Raw genomic sequence first — 12,152 nt, 5'->3', positions numbered from 1 at the left:
AAACGCCCGGTTACATTCCGAACCCGGAAGCTAAGCCTCACAGCGCCGATGGTACTGCAGGGGGGACCCTGTGGGAGAGTAGGACGCCGCCGAACAAATCTTAGGGAAACCCCCGCACCTTACGGTGCGGGGGTTTTCTGCGTTATGCAGGTATGGCGTCCCCGAAGGGACTGCCGCGGATAAGAGCCGGTAGATAAGAGATCTCATAAAAGCTCTCAGAGCCGGCCCGCCGCTTTCAGCGCCAGATAGGCGTCCGCGAGCGCCGGCGCCAGTTCCTCCGGAGTCGCGTCCACCACCGTCACCCCATGACGACGGAGCTGCTCCGCGGTCCGCCGGCGCTCATCCTGCGCGCGAGCCGCTGCCGCCGCCTCGTACACGGCCTCAGCGTTACCCCGGGCCTGAGCCATGCGGGCAATGTGCGGATCCGCCACCGACGCGACCAGAACCGTGTGGCGCCGAGTCAGTTGAGGAAGAACGGGGAGCAGACCCTGCTCCACCGGTGCCGCGTCCAGTGTCGTCAGAAGCACGATCAGGGAACGCCGAGGTGCCGTCCGCAGGGCGGTGGCGGTGAGACCACGGGCATCGGTCTCGACGAGTTCCGGTTCCAGCGCGGCCATCGCGTTGACGAGAGAGGGCAGGACATCGCCGCCGGTACTGCCCTGGACCAGAGCGCGCACCCGGCGGTCGTAGGCCAGCAGTGCCAGCCGGTCGCCGGCGCGTGACGCGAGGGCCGCGAGCAGCAGGGCCGCGTCCATGGAGGCGTCCAGCCGTGGGGCGTCGCCCACCCGTCCCGCCGAGGTCCGACCGGTGTCCAGGACCAACAGGATGTGCCGGTCGCGTTCCGGACGCCAGGTGCGCACCGCGACGGAGGACTGCCGGGCTGTGGCGCGCCAGTCGATGGAGCGGGTGTCGTCTCCGGGCACGTACTCGCGCAGACTGTCGAACTCCGTGCCCTCCCCGCGGGTGAGCGCGCTGGTGCGGCCGTCGAGTTCACGCAATCGGGCGAGTCTCGACGGAAGGTGCTTGCGGCTGGTGAACGGGGGCAGGACTCGTACCGTCCAGGGCACCTTGTGGGCGCTTTGGCGGGTGAACAGACCTAGGGGGCCGTAGGAGCGAATGGTCACGAGGTCGGCTTGGCGGTCGCCGCGGCGTGTGGGGCGCAGCCTGGTGGTCACGCGTCGGCGCTCGCCCGGGGGCACGGCCAGGCGGTGCCGAGACGCCTCGGTCTCCGTGCCTGGCTGCCATGCGCTCGGCGGCCAGGCGTCCCGGAGCTGGGCGCGCAGCGGCCGGCGGGTCGGATTCGTCACCGTCAGCGTCACGTTCGCGGTGTCACCGAGACGGACGGACGTGTCGCCGGAGCGGGTCAGCAGCAGGCGGCGTACCGGCGCGGCCAGCGCGTAGTCGCAGGCGCACGCCAGGGCCAGGGGGCCGTTGACCGCCAGGATGCCCGTCCAGCCCGGTTCCAGGATGCCGACGGGGATCGAGCCGAGGGCCGCGAGGAGTGCGGCGCGTCCGGTGAGTGCCATCAGCGGGGGACGGGGACGTGGGCGAGGATGGCGTTGATGACCGAGTCGGCGGTCACGCCCTCCATCTCGGCTTCGGGGCGCAGCTGGACGCGGTGCCGGAGTGTCGGCAGGGCCAGTGCCTTCACGTCGTCGGGGATGACGTAGTCGCGGCCGGTGAGCCAGGCCCAGGCGCGTGAGGTGGCGAGCAGGGCGGTGGCGCCGCGCGGAGAGACGCCGAGGGTGAGTGACGGCGACTCGCGGGTGGCGCGGCAGATGTCCACGACGTAGGCGGTGATCTCGGGCGAGACGGTCGTCTTGGCGACCGCGGCGCGGGCCGCCTCCAGGTCCGCGGGGCCGGCGACCGGTCGTACGCCGGCGGCGCGCAGGTTGCGCGGGTCGAAGCCCGAGGCGTGCCGGGTGAGGACGTCGATCTCGTCCTGGCGGGAGGGCAGGGGGATCGTGAGCTTCAGCAGGAACCGGTCCAGCTGCGCTTCCGGGAGGGGGTAGGTGCCCTCGTATTCGACCGGGTTCTGGGTCGCGGCGACGAGGAACGGCTCGGGGAGGGGGCGTGGGGTGCCGTCGACCGTGACCTGGCGTTCCTCCATGGCCTCCAGCAGCGAGGACTGGGTCTTGGGCGGGGTGCGGTTGATCTCGTCCGCGAGGAGCAGGTTGGTGAAGACCGGGCCGGGCTGGAAGGAGAACTCGGCGCTGCGGGTGTCGTAGACGAGGGAGCCCGTGACGTCGCTCGGCATCAGGTCCGGGGTGAACTGGACGCGCTTGGTGTCGAGTTCCAGTGCGGATGCGAGGGCGCGGACGAGCAACGTTTTGGCGACCCCAGGGACTCCTTCTAGGAGTACGTGTCCGCGGCAGAGGAGGGCGACGACGAGGCCGGTCACGGCGGGATCCTGGCCGACCACGGCTTTGGCGATCTCGGCGCGCAGGGCTTCCAGCGCGGTGCGGGCGGTGTCCGCGTCCCCGCGCTGCCCGGCGTTGTCAGTGGTCGGGTCCATCATGAACGGCGTACCTCTCTTTCGAGGGCGTCGAGTTGGTCGGTGAGGGCGATGAGGGCCGCGTCGTCGCCGGGCGGCGGTACGAAGAGGAGGGAGTGCAGGTCCTGTCCGTCGCCGGACAGGCGGGCGGAGAGCGCGGGAAGCAGGGCCTCGGGCGTGTGCGCCTGAGCGACGGGGACGCCGGCGAGGGGGGCGAGGCGGGTGCGGGTGGCGGAGCGCAGCGCGTCGGCCGCGCGGTCGCGGGCGTTGGCCTTGCGGTAGAGGCGGGCGCGGCCTTCGGTGGTCTCGGAGGCGCGGATCGCGACGGGGAGTTTCTCGGCCACGAGCGGGCCGAATCGGCGGGCCCGCCAGAACGCGGCGAGGCCCGCCGCGATGAAGAGCTGCAGGGTGGCCCAGAGCCAGCCCGAGGGGAGCAGGTCGAAGAAGCCTTTTCGGCCGTCGGCCGGGGCGCCGGAGGCATCGGACAGCGAGGGGAGGTACCAGACCAGATGGGGGCGCGAGCCGAGGAGTTGAAGGGCGAGGGAGGCGTTGCCCTGTTCGTCCAGGCGGTCGTTGTAGAGGATGTCGGGCGCGCCGAGCACGACGGTGTCGCCGCTTCCGGAGGCCGCGGGGAGCCGAAGCAGGGTGGCGAGGCGCTCGCTGGGGTAGCAGGAGTCGGCGTCGAGGTGGGCGGTGGTGTAGCGGACGCCCCCGGTGTCGGCGGTGCCCGCGCGCCGGGCCTCGGGCAGGGCGCAGGCCGGGGCGAGCGTGGAGGCGGCGCTGGTGGCGGGGTCCGCGATGACCCCGGGGGCGAGTCGTTCGACGGACCAGCTGCCGGCCGCGACCAGGACGGTTCGTCCGCCGGAGTCCGCCATCGCCGAGTGCAACAGGGTCTGTTGACGGTGGGTCAGCCGGTCGGGAACGGCGACGAGCAGGGTGGTGTCGGGGCCGGTGGCGGTGCGTGCCGCGTCGAGTGTGGTGACCACGCGCGTGGACACGCCCCGCTGGGCGAGGAGTTCGGCGACGGCGCGGCTGCCGTAGGGGTCGGCGGAGCGCGGGTCCAGTTCGCCGTGACGGGCGGTGGAGCGGACGGCGGCCATGGCGACGGCCGCGGCCAGGATCAGGACGACGGCGAGTACGACGCCGCGTGTCCGGGTCCACAAGCGGCGGGCGGTGGGTGCGGTGGAGGTGGTCGTCGTCGGTGGGGCCTCGGTGGTCACTCGGTCGCCCCCTGGCGGGCGGTGTGGGCCGTGTTGACGGCACTGCCGGCGAGGCTCGGCCGGGTGTTCTCCACGTCGTGGTCCAGTGCGGCGAGGCGGCGGTACGCCTGCTCGTCGGCATTGCGCCCGCCGTATGTGACGTCGTCGAACTCGCGTGCCGCGGCGCGTAGTCGGTCCGCGTGGGCGGGCAGGGTACGGCCGGCCTCGGCGGCGGCTTCGTCGGCGGTGCGGCCGGGGCGTACGTCGAGCAGGGCGCGTTCCTCCAGGGAGCGGACCACGGCGCGCATGCGTTCCTGGACGGCCTGGTTCCAGTGGCCTTGGGCCGCGTGCGCCTCGCCGGCCGCGCGGTGTTCGGCGGCGCTGCGGGTGCGCTCGTCGAAGAGCGGTGCGGCGGAGGTGGGTTGGCGCCGGGGGGTGCCGAGACGCCACCAGAGGGCGGCCAGGACGGCGACGACGAACAGGATGACGACGAACAGGCCGACCGCGCCGCCCGGGGTGGCCGACGCGGCCGTGCCGAACAGCTTGTCGAGCCAGTCCCAGAACGCGTCCAGGGCGCGCTGGAACAGGCTGGGATCGTTCTCGTGGTACATCCCCTTGGACAGTTCGCGCCGGGCCGCTTCCCGCGCGGGATCGCGTGGGATGGTCACCGGCGGCTCGTCGCCCGAGCCGCCGGCCGCCAGGAGCACACGGTCCGACGCGCGCCACACTCCTGCGACGGCGGTGGCGCCCGATGGGAGCGCCGCCGTGAGTACTGCCCCCGTGAGGCTCACCGCGTCAGCTCCCGGGGACGGGACCGGGGGCGCCGGGGCCGTGGCCCTGGACACCGGCCGCGCGGGCCAGTTCCAGGTCGAGGGCTTCGCGGCGGATGCGCTGGTCGATGTACAGGAGTGCGGTGACGCCTGCGCTGATCGGGAGGGTGAGCGTGGTGCCGATCACGGAGCCGATGGACCGGATGATCAGGAACGTCCAGCCGACGTGTCCGCCGTTGGTGGCGAGGAAGTCGGCCATGCCGTCACCGCTCGCGGCAGCGCCGATGACGGCGAAGGGGATGGTCACGATCGCGGAGACGATGTTCGCGATCAGGCCGGCGAGCAACTGGATGCCGAAGACGCGCCACCAGGAGCCCCGCACCAGCCGGGCGGAGCGGCTCATGGACTTCCGGATGCCCTGCCGTTCCAGCATCAGGGCGGGCGCGGCCAGGTAGTAGCGGATGCTCAGCCAGACCGCGACGACGACGGCGCCGAGGATGCCCAGGGCCATCAGCGCGGCCCCCGCGGCGTCGCTGCGACTGCTGATCAGGACCAGGAAGCCGGGCAGTGCGCCGGCGGCGAGCACACCGAAGACGATCAGACCGAGCAGGATGAGCAGACCGCACAGCTTGAGCAGCCGAGGGCGGGCCTCGCGCCAGGCCTCTCCGGTGCTGACCGGCTTGCCGAGCACGGCACGGCTGGTGATGGTCGTGAGCAGGGCGGTCGCGACGATGGTGGCGGCTGCCGAGACCACCGTGAGGAGTCCGGTGCCGACCATGGTGTCGCGCAGGCTGCGGAGCACCTCGCCGGGGGTGGCGGTCTCGCTGTCGAGCGAAGCGTTGGTGAGGGCGTCGTTGAGGACGAAGCCCTGCAGCAGGACCAGACCGGTCTCGGTGAGCAGGGCGACCGCCAGCGAGATGGCGAGGACCGAGCGCCAGTAGGTGCGCATGGTGGAGACGGCGCCGTCGAGGATTTCACCGACGCCGAGCGGGCGCAGTGGGATGACGCCGGGTTTGGCGGCGGGCGGCGGTCCGCCCCAGCCGCCGCCCCAGGCCGGGTAACCGCCGTAGCCGGCGGGCGGGCCCGCGTATCCGCCGCCATGACCGCCGTGACCGCCGTTGCCGCCGGGGCCCGGGGCGCCTGGGGGCTGACCGCCCCAGCCGGGGCCGGGCGGCGGGGGTGGCGGGGTCTGATGCGGGCCGGGCGTCCCGGACGCCCCGGGGGTGCCGGTGGGTGCCGACCACTGGCCGGGTGGCGGCTGCTCCTTGGACCATTTCAGGCCCGGGCCCTGCGGGTCCGCGCCCGGCTGCGGTGCGGGCTCGGTGGGGCCGGGGCGGTCGGCGGGCTCGGCGGGGCCGGACGCACCGGGTTCCCGCCCCTCGGACGACGGGGCGGATCCGGGCGAGGCCCAGCCCGGAGTGTCAGTCATCGAAGCTCCTTCTCGGTGCCCGTCCGCGGTCGCGGCGGCGGGTTGGCAGCCATCGTGCCATGGGCCGGTCATCGGGGTACCGGCCGCAGTGGGGGCGGGACTTCTTCAATTGTCCGCCGGATCCGGGGCAGACTGACGGCATGGCTGATCAGCAGGCGCGAACCGGCGGGGACATGCGGCCGACCGAGATACCGGCGATCCGATGGGAGGAACCACCAGAGGGTCCCGTACTGGTCCTTCTCGATCAGACGAGGCTCCCGGCCGAAGAGGTCGAGTTGGTGTGTACGGACGCGTCGGCGCTGGTGGAGGCGATCCGCTCGCTCGCCGTGCGCGGGGCGCCGCTGCTCGGGATCGCGGGGGCGTACGGGGTCGCGCTCGCCGCCGCGCGTGGCTTCGACGTGCCCGAGGCGGCGCGGGCCCTGGAAGGGGCCAGGCCCACCGCGGTGAACCTGTCCGTCGGGGTGCGCCGGGCCGAGTCCGCGTACCAGGCGGTGCTGGCCCGCACCGGTGACCCGACCGCGGCCGCCGTTGCGGCACTGGCGGCGGCGCGGGCGCTGCACCAGGAGGACGCCGAGGCCAGCGCCCGGATGGCGGCCCACGGGCTGACGCTGCTGGACGAACTGCTGCCGGCCGGCGGGCACCGGATCCTGACCCACTGCAACACCGGTTCGCTGGTGTCGGGCGGGGAGGGCACGGCGTTCGCGGTGGCGCTCGCCGCGCACCGGGCGGGGCGGCTGCGGCGGCTGTGGGTGGACGAGACGCGGCCGCTGTTGCAGGGGGCGCGTCTGACGGCGTACGAAGCGGCCCGCAGCGGCATGCCGTACACGCTGCTCACCGACAACGCGGCGGGTTCGCTGTTCGCGGCGGGAGAGGTGGACGCGGTGCTGATCGGGGCGGACCGGATCGCGGCCGACGGTTCGGTGGCGAACAAGGTCGGCAGCTATCCGCTGGCTGTGCTCGCCCGGTACCACCATGTGCCGTTCATCGTGGTGGCTCCGGTGACGACGATCGACCCGGACACTCCCGACGGGGCGTCCATCGAGGTCGAGCAGCGGCCCGGCTTCGAGGTGACCGAGATCGTGGCACCCCAGGTGGCTGCGGCCGGTGCGGCAGGCGGGATACCGGTGGCGCCGCTGGGGACGCAGGCGTACAACCCGGCGTTCGACGTGACGCCGCCCGAGCTGGTGACGGCCATCGTCACCGAGGAGGGAGCCGTTTCCCCGGTGACCGCGGAGTCCCTCGCCGGGCTCTGCGCCCGGTCACGCCGCACGGCGGACCCGGCCTGATCGGGCCGTGGCCGACGGCCGGGGGCACAGCGACGGCCCCTTGTGTGACATCGGTGCCCCCGGTCGGTGTGCCCGTTCTCTGTCCGACCACGGGTCCGACCAATTACGTAACCGGATCTGACATCTACCGCTGACATCAACGCTGACGGACAGGGGCAGACAGTGACGGCCCGGTACGACTATGGTCACGGGCCAGTGACCTGCCTCACCAGCGCCCCGGTCACCGTTACGAGAATGGGATGATGTCGTTTATGAAGGGACGAGTCCTTGTCGTCGACGACGACACCGCACTGGCCGAGATGCTCGGGATCGTGCTGCGTGGTGAAGGTTTTGAGCCGTCTTTCGTAGCCGACGGCGACAAGGCGCTGGCCGCTTTCCGTGAGAGCAAGCCCGATCTGGTGCTGCTCGACCTGATGCTGCCCGGACGGGACGGTATCGAGGTGTGCCGGCTGATCCGGGCGGAGTCCGGCGTGCCGATCGTGATGCTCACGGCCAAGAGCGACACCGTGGATGTGGTGGTGGGCCTGGAATCGGGTGCCGATGACTACATCGTCAAGCCGTTCAAGCCCAAGGAGCTGGTGGCCCGGATCCGGGCCAGGCTGCGCAGGTCGGAGGAGCCGGCGCCCGAGCAGCTCACCATCGGTGACCTGGTCATCGATGTCGCCGGGCACTCGGTGAAGCGGGACGGGCAGTCGATAGCGCTGACCCCGCTGGAGTTCGACCTGCTGGTGGCGCTCGCGCGCAAGCCGTGGCAGGTGTTCACCCGTGAGGTGCTGCTGGAGCAGGTGTGGGGCTACCGCCACGCCGCCGACACGCGGCTCGTCAACGTGCATGTCCAGCGGCTGCGCTCCAAGGTCGAGAAGGACCCGGAGCGGCCGGAGATCGTGGTGACCGTCCGTGGTGTCGGTTACAAGGCCGGACCGAGCTGACATGTCCGGGGACAGTGCCGCTTCGGTTCCCGGCGGGCCCGGGACCCGTCCGGGGCGGCCTGTCGGCCGGACGGCGGTGGGTGCGCGCCTGAGGAAGCTGTTCGAGGGCGGGCTGCCGCACGGCGGGGTGCAGGGCAGCCCGGTCCTGCGGCTGTTCCTGCGCTGGGTGCGCCGTCCGCTGCTGCCCGTGATGCGGCTGTGGCGGCGCAACATCCAGCTCCGGGTCGTCGCGACGACCCTGGTGATGTCGCTGGGCGTCGTCCTGCTGCTGGGCTTCGTCGTGATCGGGCAGGTGCGCAACGGCCTGCTGGATGCCAAGGTGAAGGCGTCGCAGAGCCAGGCCACGGGCGGGTTCGCGGTGGCCAAGCAGAAGGCCGACGAGGCGGTGAGCGGCACGGGCGCCGGCGGGGCGGCCGGGACCGGTGACGGTACGGCGACCGCGGACGGACGGCAGTCGCAGAACGTCATCCAGTGGATGAGCGACCTCGTGGAGTCGCTGTCCAGCGGTGGCGCGGGCGCCTTCGACGTGGTGACGCTGCCCGTCGGCGACGACAGCGGCGGCGGACGCAGCCCGCGCGGCTCCGGGAATGTGAACCCGACCTCCAGCGTGCCCGCCGAGCTGCGCGAGCGGGTCAACAGCGGTACGACGGCCGTGCAGAGCAACACACGGATCGTCTACTTCGGCGGCAAGGAGTCGCAGCCCGGGCTGGCCATCGGCAAGCAGGTCAACGACCCGAACGGCCGCCCGTACGAGCTGTACTACCTCTTCCCGCTCACGCAGGAGGAGAAGTCCCTGAGCCTGGTCAAGGGCACCCTGGCCACGGCGGGGCTGTTCGTCGTCGTCCTGCTCGGCGCCATCGCCTGGCTGGTGGTGCGGCAGGTGGTCACGCCGGTGCGGATGGCGGCCGGGATCGCGGAGCGGCTGTCCGCCGGGCGGCTGCAGGAGCGGATGAAGGTCACCGGCGAGGACGACATCGCCCGCCTGGGCGAGGCCTTCAACAAGATGGCGCAGAACCTCCAGGTCAAGATCCAGCAGCTGGAGGACCTGTCGCGGATGCAGCGGCGGTTCGTCTCCGACGTCTCGCACGAGCTGCGCACCCCGTTGACCACCGTCCGGATGGCCGCCGATGTCATCCACGAGGCGCGCGAGGACTTCGATCCGGTGACCGCGCGGTCGGCCGAGCTGCTCGCCGACCAGCTGGACCGGTTCGAGTCGCTGCTCGCGGACCTGCTGGAGATCAGCCGGTTCGACGCCGGCGCCGCCGCGCTGGAGGCCGAGCCGATAGACCTCAGGGAGGTCGTCCGGCGGGTGGTCAGCGGTGCCGAGCCGCTCGCCGAGCGCAAGGGCACGCGCATACGGGTGGTCGGTGATCAGCAGCCCGTCGTCGCCGAGGCGGACGCCCGGCGCGTGGAGCGCGTCCTGCGCAACCTCGTCGTCAACGCGGTGGAGCACGGCGAGGGCAAGGACGTCGTCGTCAAGCTCGCCGCCGCGGGCGGAGCGGTGGCCGTCGCCGTACGGGACTACGGCGTCGGTCTGAAGCCCGGCGAGGCGACCCGGGTCTTCAGCCGCTTCTGGCGGGCCGACCCGGCACGCGCGCGTACCACCGGCGGCACCGGACTCGGGCTGTCGATCGCCCTGGAGGACGCGCGGTTGCACGGCGGCTGGCTGCAGGCCTGGGGTGAGCCCGGTGGCGGCTCCCAGTTCAGGCTGACGCTGCCGAGGACCGCGGACGAGCCGCTGCGGGGCTCGCCGATACCGCTGGAGCCGAAGGACTCGCGCCGCAACCGGGGCCTCGACGACGGCGGTGAGCCGCGCGCCGACGAGGAGAAACGGGCGACCGTACCGGTGCAGCAGACCGGCGCGCAGGTGCCCGCGCTGCCCCCGCGGGCGCCGATCGCCCCGCGGCTGACCAGCGGCACGGCGGCCACGGATCCGACCGCCCTGCCGGGCAAGGGCAACGGCGCGCGCGTGGTGCCCCGGCCCACCGGTGGCGTACGGCGTCCCGGTGACGGTCCCGCCGCGCGCCCTGCGCCGGACGCGCCGCATGCGCCGCATGCGCCGGACGCGCCGGGCGCGCCGGGCGCGGGAGGGAACCGGCCGGACGCCGCCGCGCCGCAGGACTCGACGCAGTCAGGGGAGGCATTCCGTGGTCGCTGACCGCGTGGGGGGCGCACGGCGGCGGCCGGGGCGTGCGGTGGCGTGCGCCGCCTTGGGTGTCGTACTGCTGGCGGGGTGTGCCTCGATGCCCGACAGCGGGGACCTGCGGGATGTGGAGTCGACGCCGCGGCAGGACACCGCGGTACGGGTGTTCGCCATGCCGCCGGCCGACGGTGCCGGTCCGGGCGAGATCATGCAGGGCTTCCTGGAGGCGCTGACCAGCGACGACCCGGAGTACGACACGGCGCGCAAGTACCTGTCGGCGGAGGCGGCGGGCCGTTGGCGGCCGGAGCGGTCGACCACCGTCCTGGCGAACGGGCCGAGCATCGAGACCGACTGCAGCCCGGGCGGCCGGGAGGAGACCAACAGCGTCACCTGTGTGCTGACCGGCACCCGGGTCGCCACGGTCGACGCGCAGCAGGCCTACCAGCCCGCCGGCGGCCCCTACCGCGAGAAGCTGCACCTGACGAAGAACCCCAAGAGCGGGCAGTGGCGCATCGACGGGCTGCCGGACGGCGTCGTCATGGGCAAGTCGGACTTCCAGCGCAACTACACGTCCGTCGACAAGTACTACTTCGCCTCGGACACGGCGGTCGGGGCGGGCGGGCAGCCGGTGGCGGTCGCCGATCCGGTGTTCGTGCGCGGCAAGGTCGACCCGATGACACAGCTGGTCCGGTCGCTGCTGAAGGGGCCCACCACCTGGCTCGGGCCGGTGGTCAGGTCGAGCTTCCCGACCGGTACGGCGCTGCGCAAGAACGCCTCCGGGCTGGCGCCGGACGACCAGAACAAGCTGACCGTGCCGCTGAACCTCAAGTCGTCCCAGGTGGCGACGGGCAAGTGCACCGAGATGGCGACGCAGCTGCTGTTCACCCTGCGGAACCTGGCGCCGACGCTGGAATCCGTCGAGCTGCGCGGGGCCGGTGACGACCGGCTGTGCGAGCTGACCGAGGAGCGCGCCGAGTCGACCGCCTGGCACGGGGCGTCCAAGCGTCCCGAGTACATGTACTTCATCGACGGCAGGCACCGGGTGGTGCGGATGCCGACCGGAAGCACCGGCACGGGCTCCGTTCCGGTGCCGGGTCCGCTCGGCGAGGGCGGCAAGGAGCTGCGGTCGGTGGCCGTGTCGCGGGACGAGCACACCGCGGCCGGGGTCGCCGACGGGGGCGGTTCGCTGTACGTGGCCTCGCTGGCGTCGGGCGGTGCGTTCGGCGAGCCGCTGGTGACCAGCGACGGACCCACTCCCGACGAGCGGCTGACCACGCCGAGCTGGGACGCCCACGGCGACCTGTGGGTGGCCGACGGCGACCCGCGCCGGCCCCGCCTGTACGTCCTGGAGGAGGGCGAGAAGGAAGCGGTGTCCGTCGCCGTGCCCGGGCTTCCGGGCCGGATCACGGACGCGCGGGTGGCCGCCGACGGGGCACGGATCGCGCTGGTCGTGGCCAAGGACGGCAAGCAGTCCCTGCTCATCGGCCGGATCCAGCGCGACGGCGGCACCGGGCAGGGCATCTCGGTGGACGGGCTGCGCTCGGCGACGCCGGACCTGGAGCTGGTCAGCGCCATCTCCTGGGCCGGGGACAGCAGGCTGCTCGTCGTCGGCCAGGAACAGGGGGGCGTGCAGCAGATGCGGTACGTCCAGGCCGACGGTTCCACGCTGGACGGCCCCGCCCCGGGCGCGCTCACCAGCGTCAAGGCGATCGCCGCGTCCGAGGACGAGCGGGTGCCGCTGGTGGCCTACTCGGAGGACGGGATCGTCCGGCTGCCGTCCGGGGCGCAGTGGCAGAAGGTCGACAAGGACGGTTCGGCGCCGGTCTATCCGGGCTGATACCACGCTGACCTGCGGCTTTCCTGGGTATCTCCGCGTTTCCCCGGTTATCCACAGGTGGTTGT

Annotated in this window: 9 protein-coding genes and 1 rRNA gene; 5 read left to right on the top strand and 5 right to left on the bottom strand. The window is 72.8% G+C overall.

What is annotated here, in order from left to right:
- Nucleotides 1-95, top strand: a 5S ribosomal RNA gene (rrf, locus tag IH25_RS38580); the annotation flags it as partial.
- A gap of 120 nt (nucleotides 96-215) precedes the next feature.
- Here rrf and IH25_RS0117815 read toward each other — a convergent pair.
- From IH25_RS0117815 to IH25_RS0117795, 5 genes are all read right to left on the bottom strand, one after another.
- Nucleotides 216-1,526: a DUF58 domain-containing protein gene (locus tag IH25_RS0117815; RefSeq protein ID WP_030610720.1), complete on the bottom strand. Its 1,311-nt coding sequence runs from the start codon at nucleotides 1,524-1,526 to the stop codon at nucleotides 216-218.
- Nucleotides 1,526-2,515, bottom strand: a complete 990-nt coding sequence (locus tag IH25_RS0117810) for an AAA family ATPase (protein WP_107058404.1) — start codon at nucleotides 2,513-2,515, stop codon at nucleotides 1,526-1,528. The genes IH25_RS0117815 and IH25_RS0117810 overlap by 1 nt, the downstream gene beginning before the upstream one ends.
- Entirely contained in the window at nucleotides 2,515-3,714 is a 1,200-nt protein-coding gene (locus IH25_RS0117805) for a DUF4350 domain-containing protein (RefSeq protein ID WP_030610715.1), read from the bottom strand. Before IH25_RS0117805 ends, IH25_RS0117810 begins: the two co-directional genes overlap by 1 nt.
- The gene (locus tag IH25_RS0117800; protein WP_037655137.1) at nucleotides 3,711-4,361 is read right to left on the bottom strand and encodes a DUF4129 domain-containing protein; all 651 of its coding nucleotides are present in this window, start codon (nucleotides 4,359-4,361) and stop codon (nucleotides 3,711-3,713) included. The genes IH25_RS0117805 and IH25_RS0117800 overlap by 4 nt, the downstream gene beginning before the upstream one ends.
- A gap of 127 nt (nucleotides 4,362-4,488) precedes the next feature.
- Complete coding sequence (locus IH25_RS0117795; RefSeq protein ID WP_030610710.1) at nucleotides 4,489-5,892, bottom strand: glycerophosphoryl diester phosphodiesterase membrane domain-containing protein; 1,404 nt, start codon at nucleotides 5,890-5,892, stop codon at nucleotides 4,489-4,491.
- A gap of 140 nt (nucleotides 5,893-6,032) precedes the next feature.
- Here IH25_RS0117795 and mtnA point away from each other — a divergent pair, with 140 nt between their 5' ends.
- The 4 genes from mtnA to IH25_RS0117775 all read left to right on the top strand — a co-directional run bounded on the left by mtnA (nucleotide 6,033) and on the right by IH25_RS0117775 (nucleotide 12,087).
- Nucleotides 6,033-7,178 carry an S-methyl-5-thioribose-1-phosphate isomerase gene (mtnA, locus tag IH25_RS0117790; protein WP_030610708.1) on the top strand — a complete coding sequence of 382 codons (1,146 nt, stop codon included), beginning with the start codon at nucleotides 6,033-6,035 and terminating at the stop codon, nucleotides 7,176-7,178.
- A gap of 239 nt (nucleotides 7,179-7,417) precedes the next feature.
- On the top strand, nucleotides 7,418-8,107 hold the full coding sequence (gene mtrA / locus IH25_RS0117785) for a two-component system response regulator MtrA (RefSeq protein WP_187279108.1): 690 nt from the start codon (nucleotides 7,418-7,420) through the stop codon (nucleotides 8,105-8,107).
- A 1-nt stretch (nucleotide 8,108) separates the two neighbouring features.
- Nucleotides 8,109-10,265 (top strand): MtrAB system histidine kinase MtrB, encoded by a 2,157-nt coding sequence (gene mtrB / locus IH25_RS0117780; RefSeq protein WP_030610706.1) that lies wholly within the window; start codon nucleotides 8,109-8,111, stop codon nucleotides 10,263-10,265.
- Entirely contained in the window at nucleotides 10,255-12,087 is a 1,833-nt protein-coding gene (locus IH25_RS0117775; RefSeq protein ID WP_030610702.1) for an LpqB family beta-propeller domain-containing protein, read from the top strand. Before mtrB ends, IH25_RS0117775 begins: the two co-directional genes overlap by 11 nt.
- Nucleotides 12,088-12,152 lie beyond the last annotated feature (65 nt).

Source organism: Streptomyces achromogenes subsp. achromogenes, from assembly GCF_000720835.1.
Classification (GTDB): domain Bacteria; phylum Actinomycetota; class Actinomycetes; order Streptomycetales; family Streptomycetaceae; genus Streptomyces; species Streptomyces achromogenes.
This window is presented reverse-complemented; position numbering and strand designations above follow the sequence as displayed.

Coding starts and splice junctions, on each gene's coding strand:
- IH25_RS0117815 (WP_030610720.1), bottom strand. CDS start 1,526: ATGGCACTCACCGGACGCGCCGCACTCCTCGCGGCCCTCGGCTCGATC.
- IH25_RS0117810 (WP_107058404.1), bottom strand. CDS start 2,515: ATGGACCCGACCACTGACAACGCCGGGCAGCGCGGGGACGCGGACACC.
- IH25_RS0117795 (WP_030610710.1), bottom strand. CDS start 5,892: ATGACTGACACTCCGGGCTGGGCCTCGCCCGGATCCGCCCCGTCGTCC.
- mtnA (WP_030610708.1), top strand. CDS start 6,033: ATGGCTGATCAGCAGGCGCGAACCGGCGGGGACATGCGGCCGACCGAG.
- mtrA (WP_187279108.1), top strand. CDS start 7,418: ATGATGTCGTTTATGAAGGGACGAGTCCTTGTCGTCGACGACGACACC.
- mtrB (WP_030610706.1), top strand. CDS start 8,109: ATGTCCGGGGACAGTGCCGCTTCGGTTCCCGGCGGGCCCGGGACCCGT.